We start from the raw sequence: 18,426 nt of genomic DNA on the forward strand, positions 1-18,426 counted from the left end.
GGCCAAGCGTTCCTACTCTCATACGAAATCTGATTTTATTAGCCTTTTGGTCAATTCGTTAATTGGCTCCTCTTTACGTTGCGCACCGACGTATTGAGAAATATCTAGACAAACCGATAAAATTGCGGCAAAGCTACTTCTAAGGTAGCCTATGTATTGCGCCGACTGCTGCCTAAGTTCGCTAAATTTGCCTATTCTTCAAATCTTTTCTACTAACTAACCAAAAGGTATTCGTTAGAATGAGCCGCTGAGTTACCTGTCTTAATAATTCGATAACTGAACGAGCCATGACTGTTTTCATACTCGACTTCTTAGGACTGGGTTGTCCTAAAAAATGTCAAGGTCTCGTGTGTTTGCTAATAAGTTAGTTTGGCAAATCAACCCCAATGTACCTACCTCACAAATTATGTGAGACTGAAAAGAAATAACATGATTCAGTGAATCGCACAAATAATTACATTTCATAATTAATGCCTAACAAGTAGAGCATCTTTGACTAAGTCATCTAGATATTTATTCAAAGTCTTCATATCAACTATTTCTTTGCTATCAGATAGATCATAATACTTATTAATGAAAAATTCTTTAAGCATTCTAAAATTAGCAATTCTATTTTGATCTGTGATTTCATACTCTTTCGTTTCTAAAATGTAGTTATCAATCCTTATAGCAACTAATTTAGATTTATCATTATATTGACGTATTAAATTTCTACATGTTGTTAACTCTTCATGGCAACCATCACTTGTCAGTGAATACTTTGAAGACAAAAACAGCATTCTCTCATTGTCACTGACACTTTCTATCATGTATTTTATTAAAGGTTGATGTGGATTGTCTTTCTCAAACATTTTAACTTCAACCCCTAAAATGGATAATTTCTTTTCTATGATAGTAGCTATCTTAGAATCCTTGTGACTATATGAAATAAATAAGCTTCTGTATCTATTATTAGGTTCAATTTCAAGGATTTTATATATTTCATATAAAATCTCTACATTCTCTTTTTCAGGAAACTTTTGCGAAGAAGTATAATTATAGAAATCATTATCATTCGGAAAAATAAGTTTTAACTTATTATTAGCTATATTAGATTCATTAGTTGAAAAATTATATTTATTAAAAAGTGATATAACTCGATCTAGTGTATCTGATGCTAAACCGTTTAACTCATCACGTATTTGTAATCTACTTTTTCCTCCAAAAATTGCGTGAAATGTATCATCATCAAAGTTCTTTATTGATAAAAAGATACGAGATATTTGAATTTGTGAAAACAATTTGATGATATTTTCGTAAATAGAACCTGAATTCTGAATTGAATGATATCGTAAAGCTTTAAAAAACTGATATATTCCTTCATTAATGTAATTTTTAACTTGAATGTTGTAATTGAAAGAATTTTCATCAGTAAATTTTTGAATCACAGAAGTATTTTTTAATGAAGAATTTGGTTTGTCTTTACAAATAATACGGCAATAAGCTTCTGCACTAATTATACATTTTAATAACCTTTCATCTGAATTATATTGTAGACTTTGTGAATATTGATATCTGTCAATGATAAAAGGCTCGATAATTATTTCGTGATTATCAAAATTATTTTTAAATCTTGCAAAATCTTTGTCGATAAATTCTCTCAAGCAGTAATATATATATCTTTTCTTATTATTTTCTCTTTCTAACAATTTTAAAAGACTTTCTATGAAGGTTGAATATAAACATAAAGTAATCGTTTCTACATTTTTAAAAAACTTAGATATCTCTTCAATTTCACTAGTGTATAGTATAACGGAATATCTTTTGTTTCTCCACCCATCAAGTATTTCGGTTTTATTTTGAGGAAGTAAATCATCTCTATATACTTTATATGAATATTCTGTCGCATTTACCTCGAGTATAAAAGTATCTGCATTTTCTAGATCGCGCCAAGTAGGAGATGGCAAAACAACAACCGCAATACACTTTGAATGGTCTAATTCAGGAAATATTATTGTAAGGCTATCTCTATCCAATCCAAAATGAATATGATTTTCCAGAGATTGATGTATTTGAGGGTCAAATCTATTATCATAACCAATTATGTTAAACTTGTCATAATATCCAACATCATGAATTTGCTTCATTTTTTTATTAAGAGTTGGATGCACCACAAAGTAGTCCCCCATAGGAATTTTTTCATCTAGTAATGTATATTCACCTACAGGAAGGAAGGTTTGCTTTTGATACCCACCCTTTGAATCTGTTACGCTGTCAACTATCCCCACCAAGCCTAATCTATAAAAATAAGAAAAAACATTATTGAAGTTAAATTCCTCTTTTATTTCTTTATAAATCTTCTCTGCTTCTGCGTATCTAATAATATTATGCTCTACTTTTTTAGAGAATTCCTCAAAAACATCATCTTCAAAGACTGGAATAACTTCTCTTTTAAGTTGTTCAAATAATTCATAACTCACTTCATTTACGACAGATCCTACAATATCACTTTTATTCCTATCCTCATATGGTATTTTCTCAATTATACGTTTACCCATTAATACAATTTCTCTTGGACGTCCATATGTATGCCTGTAAATAAAATCAAAAAATGGTTCTTCTATTTTATTACCAAATATATTTTCAACAAATTTATGAGTGATTTTATCATTTCCAATTAGCTTTCCAACTAAGCTAGCATTATTAGGCGAAATCAAATCTTCATTTGGCGTTAAAATTATATTTTGATGAAATATATCCTGAATTTGTCTTTTCGTGTATTTTAATATTATTGAAACATCGTCTAGTTGAAGACGTTGCGGATCCTGATTATTATTATATGCTTCGCTCCTTATAGTTAAAAATATTTTAACGTGTCTATTTATTGCACAAATATCTTTTGCAACAAATAATATGGATAGTTGAGCATTGATCCAGATATTAGCTGACATATTAATTCCACTTTTAGCTGTATATCCTACAAAATTATCAAATGCTTCATCTATATTGTCTATAAATATTGCTACTTGGTTAGTAGATGATTCTTCTCTTAATTTTCTTACGGCTGGTTTTAAGTCAGTTGCAACATAATTATGAATATTTATTATTTGACTTCTTTGTTGTAGCAAAGTGCCAAGTATTTCAGCTAAACTTCCAGCATTTCCAATTATACTCTTTAGTTCTTTGGGTAAGTCATCAGACTTGAAACTAGCTAAAATAAGAGTATACAAAGCAACTTCCCAAGTTTTTTTCCATATACTTATATCATTAAATTTAATTAAGTCCTTTTGCGAAAAAGAGAAATCATTATTAGTGAATCTTTCACATAGAGAATTTGTAGGTATGAATTTATACCCTGAATTTAAATCTCTATATAATTGACTTTTAACCTTAAGCAAGTAGGTTTTCCCTAAACCTTTAGGGGCAACTATAAACATTTTCTTTGTTTCTATGCTCAAAAAGTCATTAATTTCTCTTGTTCGCACCATATAATTATTTAATTGGCCCGTGTTAATATCGTTTAAATCAATATTATTTGCATCGATACTCCAAGCTTTCATACCTTTTCAATTATGTTAGTAGAATTTTATATTAGCTGTTGTTATACACTAAATATTGCTAAGCAATCGACAGATATTGAAATTATTAAACTTTAAAATAATCACTTAATTAACTAATAAAGATATATGATCTGTCAACAAAAGCGATTTAGTGCGAAGAGACCTGCAACTTATTAATCAGCTTATTAGCCAAGAGCGAAGTCCTGCCACGTAACAAAACCGCTTTTTACAACTCTCTATTTTAAAAGGCTGTCCGGAACTATTTATTATACAGAAGTTGCCCAGCGAACTTAAATAGCCCTATTACGGTGAGGATAAGTTATCCAATCCAACGAACGAGCGTTTTTATGCTTTGGGTCACCACCCAATACAGTATTACAAGCAAAGTGGCAAAACTATATCGTCCTGTAAATCAACGAAGAGTAGTTTAGCGATCCTTTGAAAAGTGCTTTTAATAAAATTAATTATTGTGCACCATACTAATCTGCAAGAAATAATTCTAGCTATTAATTTCCTATGGGGAAAACACCCTTTTTAATGATGTAATTTTCGTATTGAGTAATCGCCTGAATTCAGACACTGTGTTACTGTTACAAATGAGAACAAACTCGTCTATAGTTTCAATTACGAATACATACTAACTGTTGCCGATATGGACACTGAAGCACTTTTCGATCAATTCAAGGCATTCCACAAAACTCAAAGCCTGTCTGATAGCCAGAACCATTTTATTAAAGATGGGGTGAATAACCCTGATCTGTTTGGCAAACAGAAAACTAAAATTCTGTTTATAGCCAAAGAGCATAATTACATAGGTCTACCTGATGACCAATCCTATGCATGTGATTACCGAGTGTGGAGCAAGCAGGGAATCTACTTACGGTTTGCACACAGACTGAGTGAATGGGCTTATGGGCTAATGAATAACTTTCCTCCCTATGAGCAGTTGACCAACAAAAACAAGCATGAAGCCTTACAATCAATTACCTTTATTAACGTAAAGAAAGCTAGTGGTAGTGCTTCGGCTAACCCTGAACATATATGCTAGTACATTACTGAAAGTCAATCCTTACTTTATCAGCAAATTGCTAGCATCTCACCTACGCTAATTGTCGCATTTTCTTTCTTTAAAAGCTCGTTCTCTCTTTTTAGCAATTCTTTTTCTTCTTAGAGTAATTCTTTCTCTTCATCGCTTCGATTACTATTACAAGCTGTCAGGGATAAGCAGCAAAGAAGGATTGGGATAATGTATTTCATTCTTTAAAACTACCAGATTAAAAAAAAACGTTACAAGGAAAAATCTCAACTCATCTAATCAGGGCGTTCACCCTGTCAGTCGCAACCCGATCAACGAGCCAAATAGTTTGACTGTTAAGCCGTGTGGCTTGTTAATCGAAATGATGGTTAGTTCATGTTTATTTAGAAATAAAAGAATGACTTAGCCATTGAACCTCCAAATGAAGTTAGTAAACATTATATACTGCTTTCAATAGGATAGGTTTGGAACTTTGAAGGATATTGTAACTCTTTCTTGCAGATAGGCATCGAGTATATGTCCCTCGTCTCAACTAGGACACAAGACAATTTCACGTTAAGGTTATACGCTGTTACTTATCTAGCTGTACGCAACATTACTATAGTAATGGCTTTTGTTTACGGTAGCCTGCTCACTCATAACGATGTAAAACGCACTTAACCGCTTTTATCAAGTTCCAACCTCAGGGCGTTTCTCGTATCGACCGAAATCCGATTGACGAATCCAAAAGCACACTTTTGAGAATAGCAATCTGTCGCCAGTAACCCACCTTTAACTCTCATCTTAGCTGGTTCACCTAACGACGATTAGGGCTGATGGATGATGACGCTACTCAAGACAACAAACGGGGGGTCAACCTATTCACCCTCGCCTTTTTTGGGCTGTAAACCTTCCAACTGGACGTGCTCCCTGTCGTCGGAAAACTTCCTTTAGGGAAGGTAAATTACGATATTGTCCACCTATCTGTTGGAACCGCAAAATAATGTTGACAATACATATTAGATCATGCTTTCGCTTGCATCGAAGAGCAAAAAAAGTCGAAATTGCATCCCACGGAGTGCCGGTGAGTAGCTTCTACTGTTTGATCATCGCTGTATGTCTTGGTCGAACCAAAGATGACACGACGCTCAGTCCTTCTAAACTTTCAAACACATTAAAAAAATATCCTGTGTGCGTTAAATCAGTTTTAATAATATTAAACAGATGCAAAAGGTGTACAAAATTGCAATAGCTATATCTGTTTGGTTAACAACTAAATATAAAGATAATCCGATACTAGTAATAGCCATTACTACAGTCTCTATCATATTAGTAATACTGGAATTACATAATGGAATTTTTGATGCGATAAGTAAGTATAAAGAAGAAAAAATTTTCAAAGTACAGACTGCTGTTAAAGCTCCAATTTTCATAAACAACATTACCAAAGACTCAGTCAATATAATTGTTGCTAGGTTTGAAAATTACTACAATCCTAATATTAGTAATTGTATTGGTAATGCTATTGCTAAGAGAATCAATCAAGTTACCTATAGTAAGCAATTACCTATAAATGTTATATACAATGATAGCTTATTATCACCTCAGACAGTAAAAGAGGCAAAAGATATAGCTCAAGCGAATAACAGCGACTTAATAATTTATGGATTATTTAAAAATTCAAATAATCAATGTGGAGATGGAAAGGTTTGTTTTCGCACTACGGCAAATAGCTTCCTAAAAACATCTGCCGACTCGAGTAATATAAATCTTGAGAAATACGACTTAGATTTTAAAGATATCAAATCCGGTCAAATAGAATTAGGCCAGTTCTCGCTTGATACTGTAGCATTTGACTATTGGATTGAAAGTTTGGTTATTTTGAAAAGAAATAAAAATTACTTTTCTGGTTTTAGAAGCTTATATAAAATACCTGACAATATATCTTTAATAGATAAATATGAAAGATACAACAAGCGAGGGATTATGAATGCAAAACTTGGATTATACTATAAAGCTATATCGGATTATGATACAGCAATCAGTACTTGTAAGAAGAGGATAATAATAAAACAAATTGAAATATCTAGAATCCCTCAAGATTTTAACGACCCAAAGGATAAAGGGCTTCCTGCTCCATTGCGACGCATGCTGTTAATTTCACTAGACATTGTGAAAGATAAAAATATTCTATTTAATCTATTTTACAATAAAACGACATGCCTTGCTATGATAGGAAAATATGATCTTGCGCAAACTTTAATTAATAAAGAATTAGAGAAAATACAAAATATTAGGAAAAACGTTGCTGCGTCAGAAAAAAATCAAAGTAAAATATTACTTCAAAAACCATTGAAGGGGAAAAATATTCTTTCATTCTCTCTAAAGGACAGCACTAAGGGAGAGGTACAGGTAAATATGGAAGATGTAGAAAATGAAATTTATTTCCTTAAGAGTCATCTATATTTTTTAGCCAACAAACCTGACTCTATGTACAAGTATATTCCTTATGCTAGAGGTGTAAGAGATTGCGAAAAATATTATGCCTATTTTATAGCTGGCGCTTTTGCAATTGAAAAAAACTACGAAAAAACCCTTGCAATAATAGAAGATGCAAAGAGAACAGGCTGTAAAATATACAACCCTAATAGTATAAAAAATGATTGTCTTATAATGCTAAAATATAATTGGTACATAAAAAACATAAATTTACTTGCATTTATACTTTTCACTTTTTGGCTGATCTCATTGTTTACTTTAAGGAAAATATTTTTGTATAGTTATCAAAATACGCTAAAAAAAGGATTCCAATACATTCAAGATGCAAAAAGATAATAATATATTCTGTCGCCTGAATGGGAGAGAGTTGAATGAGTGTAAATGAAGGCTGCCCGCTTGCCTTCGGGATGTGCCGTCCGGCATGTCGCCTGACATGCGAAAGATTAAAGATTTAAAGGCATAGGCGATCTTTACAATTCCAAACGGGACAATTTCAAATAGCGCCTGACCTCGTTAATACTAATCTAGACTGTGGTAGTGGTAGTAGTAGTAGTAATACAACAGTATAGGGATTTGACACTACTACCACTCGATGGGATAATTAATGATATGGGGACTGTGGTAGTGGCAGGCTTAGATCATATATGTATCATCATTACCATCACAACATAGCCTGAAATATCCAATCAATTACATACCGACGTATTATAAGGGTTATTTCACTACTTATTCGAATTCTATTCTTTACATCATTCTGATGTTAGCAACGGCACAACGAATACATGCAATTGCCACTACGATATTTCTCCCATAATTGCGGTAATTGCGAAGGCATACTACTTTATGGTATGCCGATCCATTTCTATGAACAACTGAACACTCTATCGCCTTCATCAATGGTAGTAGTGGTAAGGCCGTATTAGTATGCCTTACTACCACCACTTATTATCACCCATCGTAATATTTAGGACAAGCTCTTTCTGAACATGGGATTTATAACTCCATACTCCTTTATCCAAGCATCAAGATCGCTTCTCCTATATAATGCATTTTCACCAGAAATGGACTTAATCACTTTGCTTCCAGAAAGTTTTATTAAAAAAGCTTCTGAGATACCCGTATAATAAGAGGCTTCTGTTCGGTCTAGATAATTACGTGTAAAATATACAACGGTAAAGTTTTTTATTTTGATAAATAATTTTTTCATTTATAATAGAAATATTTAAAATTAAAATCAAATTTATAGGGTATAGTTTTAAATATGAAAAATAATAAATAAATACGAATTTTATTTTACTTATTTATTTGTTAAACTACTGATGCTTATAATATTAATATAGTAATTAATTTATTTATTGCATCAAATTACAATAATCAAGTATTCTAAAAATGATTACGGCATATGCAATTAGTTATCATCAGATAGTAATCTCAACATAAATTCATATAGAATATTTATCTATATTTCTTTTGCCGTTAAATAGAATCTCAAGCTATGGTTAGCTTTCATCTACCAAAAATTTTATATGAGTATCAGTAACGCTCTGTAAAGCATTATTTTTCCCAAAGCAACTAGATTAATTTAATAACGAATAATATCCTAAATTAGCTGTTAGCAAGTATTAGTATCAATCTTTTAGATCAAATAAATTAAAATTATTTAAATAAAGTACTCACAATTATCAAATAGTTATCTTTAGACATTTATAATAGCTATCAACATTTATAGGTAATAGTCATTTACATGACATTTTAGACACTACAAAGTAATACTAATAATATTAATTTAGTATTTGCACATACTCTTCTATGACAGTTCAATGTCATATATTAACTGTACTTTTTTTCGTACATATAGTGCAAGTGCGCAACTATATAGATAAATATAGTAAGTGCTTATTATACTTATTATACTTATTATACTTATTAATAATTAACTATTATGAATATATTCACTCAAAGGATTACAAGTATAATATTAAATTAATTATTATCGTAGTATTTGCTAAGTTAAATCTTTAAAACTGTAATATATATCACAACAAAGTTACTAGTATTTAATCTTCCTAATTGTTCCAATAATTATTATTCATTGTTAAAATAGGAAATGGATTTAAATATAAAAATATGTAACATACACAATAATATAAAAGTATTTATTATATTTTAACATTTTATTCGATCACTTAATCTATAAGGTTGATAAATGCCATTTGAAGCGCAAAAGGTACCCCATAAGGCATTATCTTTTCATAAACGACACAGAGGTTATCTGAAAAATATAATGACTGTAATAAGCTAATGCAGACTATGACCTTAAGGTAACAGTAAGCTTATGTCAACATAGTTTTCTACTTAACATAAATAGGGATTGAGTTTCTAAATCCTAAAGTAAATATATGCACTCCTCTTCTGTTGTTGTTTTAATCCCTTTTTAGTATTTAAATTAAATATTAAAATATTGTTTGGATAATTATAACCAACAACAACATAGTTGTTTTTAATGATTAATACGCAATTATTCTTGGATACTATCGATGGACTTATTCACTTTATTATTATCTGATCATCACTAAAGAGTTCTAAAGCCCAACCATTATGCATTAAATAGGCAATATTTTTATTCCAATTAATATAACAGAATACCGTTACATCAACAAAAGAATTTAATCCTACGTTGCTCAATTCAGATGACCACTAATCATACAGGTCTAAACCTGACCTCTGGAATATACCGTCTGTCACTCAAGAGCCATTTTTCTCCAGAAGACAATTCTCTTGCCAAATTAAAAAAAGAGAAAGCAATAGCCAAATCCGTTAAACTGGAAGGCTATATCTCTCCTGCTGGAAAACTAGTCATCCCCGCCAAATCGTTCGAACAATTAGACCTTCCTATTGATTTAACGTGGGTTAAAGTAGGAACGGATACGGGTAAACGCAAAATCAAAACCCTGTATTTGGTGCCTTCAGATTCCGAAGACAACGGCTTTGAACTTGTTAAAGCAGCAAAAAGCTATACTATTTCACTAGACATTATCCTCAAAAAAGGAGGTATTGATTTTGGCCAAACCAAATACAGCTTCACGCTTACTCCCTTTACAGATGAATCCGGGACTAGTGGGTACGCCCTGAAACTAACTGGTTATTTGCCGAAACCCGTCTATACCGGGAAACCTAGTGGTCGTAAACCTAAAAGCCGTTAGGAGTATAGTAATATTAAAGGGGTATGAGTGAAAATGCTTACCCACTTCATACGCCCAAATTCTTCTAGTTGCCTATTAGTCCCTTCTTATCAGAGATTTAACCCGTGTGCTCCACTGTTCCGGCTTTAAATGGGGAGGATAACCGATTGCCTTCTCCAACTCTTCCCGCATGATCTCTTGCACATACTCTTGGTAAGGTGGAGTCGTTGCAATAGAGTCATGGACGGTGAATAATGGAATCTCGGGTCTATTTCGATTGATCCGGCTGACGATCCGATTCAGAAAGATTTCAGATTCCATACTTTGTAAAAGAATGGCTAACGTTGAGTGGTCTCTTTCCTTTATAAGCCTGAATAGTTCAACCATAGTTGGGAACAGGGCACGAATCATGTTTCTAAACTCAGGGAAATCGCCCCTCATATCGCTATCCTTTGCAAACAAAACATTCATAACTATCTTTTTAGTATTTCGTTTATCACCTGCAACTGGATTCCTCCTTTCAAATTCCTCCTCTAAATATTGGTAAAACCTGCCTTTAATAATGTAAATTTTGTACCACATCCAATCGGTTTCAATGCAGACAGTCAGGTTATTAAATTCATCCACTACTTCTTTCATTCGAAACGGTGAGAACACATGATCCCCTCCAATGATGGGTTCACTTGAAAGAGGTACTAGTTTAAAATTTAATGATTGATAACCGTCATAAGCCCCTTCTGTATGCCTTTCGTACCACGGGCCCCTAAAGCCTTCAGAGGTGATTAATTCCCGAATTTGGGGTATAGCCGGACGAATACTATTTCTTATGTTTTCAGGTAAATCAAAAAGAGTGATCTCATGATTAGCTGAACAGGGTTTATCGATATAATCATAAAAGGATTCTTTTAGTAATTGTAGGGATAACAACGGTTGTGCACTGCTTAAATCCCAGCAAACGAGGGGTTGCCCTTTATACGTAAGATACTGCCTGAGCTCTTTCTTCATTTGGGTTAAAACGGTGTGAAGTCGGTGTCCACTATCATCTACGTGGAACCGATAATCTTTAAGCTGGATTCGCTGAACGGAGCGCCTGAATCTATCGCTTGTTTGAATTAATTTCTTTGCTCGTTCAGGTTTCGGCTTTCGTTTAAGTTTACTTAATTGGCTAGCATACCACTGGTCAATAAATTGGTAAGCCCCTTCAGCGTCAATTTCCAACCCGTCAAACGCTTTGACTAAATGCGGATAAAGAGCCATCACTTTCTGTCTTGACTGATCAGTTTGCTCCAGAATGTTCTTTACAATTTTAGGATCGGTAATTTCAGCATTAATAGTTCCTGTTTGGTATTGGCTTGCCAGCCGATAGCCCTTAGAGCGTTCGCCTACTTTATAGCTCTGGTAAACTTCAATTACTTGACTATCAGCTAAGTAGTTTATATATAAGTGGTAATTCGTAAGAATATCGCGCATTCTTTGCGAATGCAAAGGAACGTACCCATTCATTAGGGTTTGCCTGTTGTTCTTGCGCCATGAATTCTGATTGAGTATCAGGTCAATAAAATAGACTAGTCCATCTTTTTTACACCTAAATGAAGGTGGATTCGAAACTAACAAAGTATCAAGGTCTAAATTTTCCGGAATCTGGCATGCTATACCTTTGTTTACATATTGCGGCTCGTTTTTCATAGTAAAAATCTCGCTTAATATTAATTAATTTACATATATTAATTATTTTAGTTATTGAAATTTACCAGTGGTAAACCCATCATGGACTATCGTCTTGATTCAAGTAATCAATAAATATTGAAGGAATTATTCTTAGGGACAGGTTATGTTAGCACCTATCAACTATATACATAGTTAACTATAAATTACTTATATCGCTATTTATTTCACTGTAGTACAGTCTGTTAGCTTATTATGTATCTAAAATAAAAATAGCAGTGGTAGTAGCTGCCTAAAGGAAATCACTACCACTACCATCTTTCAGTCAGCTATTCATCCAAAACTTCAAGAAAGAAGTGTTTTTGATCCGCATTCAATACAGCTCGAAGCCCTGTTGCATTTTTCATTTCAGTACCCTGTTCTATAAGCTTTTTGACACGTAATTGAGCCGTTGAACGACCAAATGGAAACTTAGTCATCAGCATTTTATAAACGTCTCCTTTTACTGTGGGGCCTTCTTTTAACACGCTTTCTAAATAATGAGCAATACCGGCCAAATCTTCTTTTTGCATAGGACTACTATCAGTACTGCTTGCACACTCTTGGTCAGCTAAAAACAGGCCCCGGCTATTTCTAGTTAGATAAATATCATCTGGCTTTTTACCACTACGTACTTTTTTAAAATGTAGGTTATATAAATCATCTCCACTTATGCTCTTGTCAATACTGATTTGCATTTGTGTCGTGGACTTATTAAAAATTTCCGTTCCCGTATGCCCTCTGGCTTTATCAGTGCCCGGATTTTCGTGAATGACCAACAAGACAGTTGCATTAAATTGCTCACATAGATTTCCTAAAAAATCAGTCAGTTTCATCGTCTGGCTCAGGTCATTGAAATTATCAAGACAATCGGTTACCACATCCAGTATAACGAATAAGTGGTTGGTCGTCGAATTGCGTACGTATTGGATAAACTTTCGAATTGCCTCTAACCGATCCTTTCGTTTTTCACTTTTAATCGATGTATACCGAAAGTTGTCCACTTCCTCCGTGGGATCATAGCCAGCATTGATAAGTATGGACTGAATTGCAAAAGCAAACTCGGTCTTAATGGCCCGTTCTGTATCGATATAACACACCGTAATTTGGTCAAGTAGCCTTTGGAACCTCTTAGCCTCTCCTTGATCGTCGCAATCTGCTTTACCAATTAGTATTGACGTGAACATTTGAGCAGCAGCACTCTTACTTTGACCCGTTTTACCCTGAATGGTATTGATAGTACACTTATGAATAATGGGTGTGTCCTGCCATTTAATTAGCGGCTCGTCAAACACAACTTCCTTTTCAGCGCTCCTTCTGATCAATTGTTCATTTGTTAAGAGCCGATTTAGTTGCTTATTTGGACTATATTCGTTTAGGTCATTAGGTTTACCAATAGCAACGGGTATAGTAACATTATCTTGATCGGTTTGTAAAGTGTTAAGATCAACTTCAGATGAATTAAAAATAGGTTTTGCCAGTTTAGTATTTTCAACTTCAGTTAAATCTTGATTTGTCGAATCGCCAAGCATAGTATCTGTTTGAGACGTTTCACCCAACTTCGTACATAGGCTATCAGCGTCATAGTATATCTCAGGATCATAAGACAGAAAGCTGAGCTGGCAAATGTCCTTCCCACTTTCATTCAGTTCAGTCGCCTCTATACCCAAATGGGTCTGGTAGTAAGATACCAACTGGTCAAAGAATGCTCCATGATCTTGCGCTTTGTGACAATCAATTTTGACCACTACTCGTAATCCATTGCCATCAGGTGAAACAAATAACAGGCAAGTGAATGGATTCGCTTTTAAAAGGGTAAGCAAAGCCTTTAACCGTTTTGGTTTTAATTGATCCAGATGAATGCAAATAAACCCACTATGCTGGATTAAATGTTCAACTGCACGAGTTGGCGAAAATATTCCGCTAAAGGTAACTGAACTGCAATGTTGACTCTCATAGGCAAGAATTTCTTGCTGACTAGCCAATTTCTTCTTTCGTAAGTTTTCGGTTTGGGTCTTATAAGTACCAGACTGGATACGTTTATTGAGCGTTTGTGTATCAACACTTTGCTTAAGAGGCTGATTTATAGACCCCTTACCGAAAAACGACACATTAGCATGTGTAACACTCGAAATCGGCTGGTGCTCAACATTCAAAATTGGCTTACTCATGATTAGTATGCCCTCCTTTGCGCTCGTTAGCTTTTTTACGACGATCAATACGGGTAGCCACTACTTGACGGGCATGCTGGTCTAGCTCATCATTGGTTAGTTTACAACCATTTTGTAGCCGTTCATTAAACTGCTTTTTGGCTCTACTATTTAATTCTTCGCTAGTAAGAGACTTAATCATGCCACTGCGTATGCCTTGAATTACTGTAGCTTTATCATATAGCACTCGCTTTCCGAAAGATTTTATCTTGCCGGGAATCTTGCCATTAGCCGACATTTGTTTAATTGTACCCTTCGGATAGGGTATTACTGTGTATAGCCATTCATGGTCACCGAAGGGCTCGGTGTCGAAATTTTGAATAGAAACCTCTTGGTAATGATCTTTTAAGGCATTACCTAATGCATCCTCGACTATCTGTTTAAGTCGAGCTTCAGTAGTTATGATTAGTTGTGCATCCATACAGTTTATCTGTGTTAAATATGGATGCAAGTTGTGCTTATGGATCTTCCTGATGTTCCAGATGTTCCAAAAAGGGAATAAACGGACTATCCGGAAGATCCGGACTAATAATGAAATTGTAGATTTATTCTGTGTTTAACAGGCAAAAGATTTGCAAATCACCTTATCATACAGATAAGGGTATAGAATGGATAGGATTATTTTATACTTTTTAAGAATATATCTTTGTATTCACGGAATTTTTTTGTTATATCTCTCCATAGTGACGTATCGTTAGTAACCATATCTAAATTCGGAAAATAGGCATTTAGCAATTTGGCTTTTTCGGCATCATCTACGTTTTTTATAAACTTACCTTTTTGCTCTAGAGCGTACATCCAAGCGATTAATATTGACTTTCCACCTTTTCTCGGAATCCATCGCCCCAATTTATCTATAGCCAATTCTCCATTACTGTCCGTCTCAATTCGCAGTACCTCGATATAACGATCAACTTCACTTTGGTTAACAAAAAGACTTTTAAAGTCTTCAGCGCTGTATTGCTTTTCTTCTATTTGTTTATGCTGCTTATTGCTTGCTGTAATTTCTTTAACTACTTGTCCTATTGTATTTGTATTTTCTTTAAAGCTTACGAATGATTTAATATTTTGCCTGACTTCTTCTATTTGTGCCCAAGTTATTTTACCTGTTGTTCCTTGTATTATATCACCATAAAGCAGAATACGAGGATATCCTTTTTTTTGCCGAAACTGATTTACTTCCTTCTCAGAGTGGGGCTTTAGTACTAAGAGATGTTCTGTACTTAAAGGTGAGTTTTGCTTAACCCATTTATTATACTTTTCTGGATCTCCATAGATGTCAATCAACGCACTGTCATGCTTCTCAATATATTGATCAATCGATGCTTGATATCCTTGCAAAGCATCACTCATAACCTCAAATATGACCAATCCATTCGTCTGAACATATTGGTCATATAAGAATTGGAGCCTTAGCTCTACACGCTCTGAATATTCAGGCGTTGAAAGCTGAGCAGCAAACACCTTTAATTGATGATTGCTTAGCATTTCACTGTTCATAATAAATTGAAGTGGATGAGTTGTATATATTAAAGATAAGCGTAAGCAGCATCAACTAAATCAGTCTCAAATTCGGAAAGGTAAATATTTGTTGTACGTTCGTCGCTGTGGCCCATCGCTTCACTAATTACAGCTGTAGATACTCCGGAGCGTTTGAGAGCCGTTGCGAAGCTATGACGCGCCACATAGGTAGTCAAAGGTGTTTCTATTCCAACATTAGCCCCAATAGTTTTCAAATCTGCATTAACCTGTCCCATTATCTTAGAACATCGGTTATGAATTTGCGACGGCGTTTTGTGCAGGGCAGTGTTAAGAATAGGAAAAACGTAGGAGTTCGGGTAAATCTCATTAGGCTTGTACTGTTCAAGAATATCTAATGCAACCGGCATTAACCGTACGGAAAATTTACCTCCCGTCTTTTGTCGTACGTAAACCAATCGAGGCTTCTCGTCTAAGTCTATACTGATATTCTTCCAACGAAGCGTGGCTATATCTACAAAATTGATACCACCACAATAGTATGAGAACAGGAATAAGTCTTTTGCTAGTTGTATTCGCTCCTGCGCATTACGCAAAGTCGCATACTTTTCAGTATCCGCTTGGGGCTGGTAGCTTTCAATCTTACGAATATCGGCTTTACTTATTGCTCGTTTCGTGGTAGTCAAGTTAAACTTACCAATCTGAAATTTATTCGTTTCGGCGGTATTACGGGCAAATGGGTAGCTAGTAGGCTTGGAATATCCGTTAGCAATTGCTTTGTTAAGAACAGCACGTAGGGTTCGAAACTTCACCGATAACGTTATTTCGGTCAGTCCTTCGCTTCTCATTTTGTTCTCCCATTCGTTGCAGAATTTAACTGTAACGGCTTCAAAAGGAACGTCATTACCTTCACCCACAAACCTGCTCAAGTTGTTATACACATCTCTATAAACCTTTCGATTACCAACTTTACCAGTCTGATCAAGTTGGCTGGTTAATTCGTCAAAGTATGCGAGTAACTTAAATTTTCGGGTGGCTTTACGATCATCACTAACTTTAGCGGCAACATCACGGGCATTATGTCTCTCGTCGGATTCAGCCAATGTTTCAGCAGCATTCGTGTATTTATCCTTCCATACCTGAAAAGACGCTTCCAAAGCTTGCCGTTTGGCCAGTGGGATACTTTTACGAAAAGTGTTTTTTTCGTCGTTCCAAAATTGCGGATGCAGACTTAGGCCAGTAGCAATGTACTTACGTTGACGATCTTTTGTGATACAAACAAAGAAGGGATGCGACCCATCTTGTAGGGTATCATACTTGCGATAGACAATACGTACACTGGCTTTACTCTCTTTGTGTTCTGTTGATTGTGCCATTAAAAGAATTGTGTTAGTTACTAACACGTTTACTAACACAAACATAATACATCAATCAAACGCAACCAAATACAACAACTAGAAATTCAACTTAAAATACTGATATACAGATTATTATTTATACTAACAAAACTTATCTGATATATACAATTTGAGCTTCCCAAGCTGCAGGCCGTGGGTTCGAACCCCATTTCCCGCTCATAGCTAAGTAACTACAAATCAGCCGGTTAGCAGAGATGCTGGCCGGTTTTTTTCTTTAATGAAGTTGATAAGCTTCTCGTGACAAAATAGCGTCTACACGCTGCCGTCCGGTAAGGCTATCGGTAGAATAAGGGTTAGTATCGTCTCCCCGGAGGGGTCACCATCAAGTTGTAATATGCCTTCGTGCAGGGTCAATAGTTTTTTGACAATCGATAGCCCCAAGCCAAACCCCTGCTGTTCATAGTGATGCCGGTTAAACTGCCGATAGGGTTCAATTTGATCTATATCGGCCTGCGTAAAAGGCTGGCCCTGGTTACTGATGCGCAGGTGATACGCCTGGCCCTGGCGGTGGCCCTTTATCCGAATGGGCCCTGACCCATCCGAAAACTTAAAGGCGTTATCTAGTACTTCGGTCAAGATAAGCGCCAGGTTTTCACTCGACAAGCCTACACGAGCTGATGCTACATCACACTGGGCAACCACCGGGCAATCCTGCCACTGCTTAACCAAAAGCACCTGCTTTTCAACGCTCTCAGCATCAATGACGGCCTGACCTGTGCTGTAGCTGGGATAGGCTGCGTGCGTCGAATCAAGCTGCTCTAACAGGGCCATCAATTGCTGTTTATCCAGCGAGCGTTTCAGGCGCTGACCACTGGCTTTGATCATGGTCAGGATCGATCGATGCTGAGCCGCATCAAAATCGCCATCATTCTCCAGCAGGAGCGTTGTCAGACCGATAATGCCACTTAAAGGCGTGTTGTATTCATGAGCCGAAAGCTGGCCAATCGTGCGTCGATGCGCCTGCAACTTTACCTGAAGATCCGCTTTTCGGGCGGCCTCCCGGTGCAGTCGGGTGTCGATGGCCCCGAGTAAACCATCGATTGAAAAGGGCTTGGTTAAGTAATCATCCGCCCCCAGCAACATGCCCTGACGCATGTCCATCGGGTTTGTCTTGGCCGTTAGGAAAATAAATGGTACGGTCGCCAGCGAAGGAATACCCCGCAGGGTTTCCAGTACCTGATAGCCATTTACGTCGGGCATCATGATGTCACACAAAATCAAATCAGGCGGAGACAGCAGCGCCTGCGTTATGCCTTCGCGGCCATTGTCGGCGGTCGCTATCCGAAAACCACTCAGGCTTAATAATTCGGTTACATTGTGACGAATCTGGGCATCATCTTCAATGAGTAAGAGTTGAGTAGCCATTATTTTAACGGTAAG

Annotated in this window: 11 protein-coding genes; 3 read left to right on the forward strand and 8 right to left on the reverse strand. The window is 35.5% G+C overall.

Features of this window, described 5'->3' with window-relative positions; genetic code table 11:
• Window positions 1-467: 467 nt before the first annotated feature.
• Window positions 468-3,539 carry a toll/interleukin-1 receptor domain-containing protein gene (locus ACFS25_RS29140; protein ID WP_381508338.1) on the reverse strand — a complete coding sequence of 1,024 codons (3,072 nt, stop codon included), beginning with the start codon at window positions 3,537-3,539 and terminating at the stop codon, window positions 468-470.
• Window positions 3,540-4,191: 652 nt separating this feature from the next.
• On the opposite strand from ACFS25_RS29140, the gene ACFS25_RS29145 reads away from it, so the two are divergent.
• Both ACFS25_RS29145 and ACFS25_RS29150 read left to right on the forward strand, forming a co-directional pair.
• On the forward strand, window positions 4,192-4,587 hold the full coding sequence (locus ACFS25_RS29145) for a hypothetical protein (RefSeq protein WP_381508339.1): 396 nt from the start codon (window positions 4,192-4,194) through the stop codon (window positions 4,585-4,587).
• Window positions 4,588-5,778: 1,191 nt separating this feature from the next.
• Window positions 5,779-7,389 (forward strand): hypothetical protein, encoded by a 1,611-nt coding sequence (locus tag ACFS25_RS29150; RefSeq protein ID WP_381508341.1) that lies wholly within the window; start codon window positions 5,779-5,781, stop codon window positions 7,387-7,389.
• A gap of 628 nt (window positions 7,390-8,017) precedes the next feature.
• Here the strand turns inward: ACFS25_RS29150 and ACFS25_RS29155 are convergent.
• The gene (locus tag ACFS25_RS29155; RefSeq protein ID WP_381508342.1) at window positions 8,018-8,260 is read right to left on the reverse strand and encodes a hypothetical protein; all 243 of its coding nucleotides are present in this window, start codon (window positions 8,258-8,260) and stop codon (window positions 8,018-8,020) included.
• 1,483 nt (window positions 8,261-9,743) lie between these two features.
• Between ACFS25_RS29155 and ACFS25_RS29160 the strand changes: the two genes are divergently transcribed.
• Window positions 9,744-10,256, forward strand: coding sequence for a hypothetical protein (locus ACFS25_RS29160; RefSeq protein WP_381508343.1), 513 nt, complete (start codon window positions 9,744-9,746; stop codon window positions 10,254-10,256).
• Window positions 10,257-10,331: 75 nt separating this feature from the next.
• Here ACFS25_RS29160 and ACFS25_RS29165 read toward each other — a convergent pair whose 3' ends face one another.
• From ACFS25_RS29165 to ACFS25_RS29190, 6 genes are all read right to left on the reverse strand, one after another.
• The gene (locus ACFS25_RS29165) at window positions 10,332-11,921 is read right to left on the reverse strand and encodes a hypothetical protein (RefSeq protein WP_381508346.1); all 1,590 of its coding nucleotides are present in this window, start codon (window positions 11,919-11,921) and stop codon (window positions 10,332-10,334) included.
• A gap of 308 nt (window positions 11,922-12,229) precedes the next feature.
• Window positions 12,230-14,110, reverse strand: coding sequence for a BT4734/BF3469 family protein (locus tag ACFS25_RS29170; RefSeq protein ID WP_381508348.1), 1,881 nt, complete (start codon window positions 14,108-14,110; stop codon window positions 12,230-12,232).
• Window positions 14,103-14,570, reverse strand: a complete 468-nt coding sequence (locus ACFS25_RS29175) for a hypothetical protein (RefSeq protein WP_381508349.1) — start codon at window positions 14,568-14,570, stop codon at window positions 14,103-14,105. The genes ACFS25_RS29170 and ACFS25_RS29175 overlap by 8 nt, the downstream gene beginning before the upstream one ends.
• A gap of 197 nt (window positions 14,571-14,767) precedes the next feature.
• On the reverse strand, window positions 14,768-15,649 hold the full coding sequence (locus ACFS25_RS29180) for a hypothetical protein (protein ID WP_381508351.1): 882 nt from the start codon (window positions 15,647-15,649) through the stop codon (window positions 14,768-14,770).
• Between the two features lie 29 nt (window positions 15,650-15,678).
• Window positions 15,679-17,004, reverse strand: a complete 1,326-nt coding sequence (locus ACFS25_RS29185; protein ID WP_381508353.1) for a site-specific integrase — start codon at window positions 17,002-17,004, stop codon at window positions 15,679-15,681.
• 294 nt (window positions 17,005-17,298) lie between these two features.
• The gene (locus tag ACFS25_RS29190) at window positions 17,299-18,411 is read right to left on the reverse strand and encodes a hybrid sensor histidine kinase/response regulator (RefSeq protein WP_381508355.1); all 1,113 of its coding nucleotides are present in this window, start codon (window positions 18,409-18,411) and stop codon (window positions 17,299-17,301) included.
• Between the last annotated feature and the right edge of the window lie 15 nt (window positions 18,412-18,426).

It is taken from the genome of Spirosoma flavum, assembly GCF_042686045.1.
Lineage (GTDB): Bacteria > Bacteroidota > Bacteroidia > Cytophagales > Spirosomataceae > Spirosoma > Spirosoma flavum.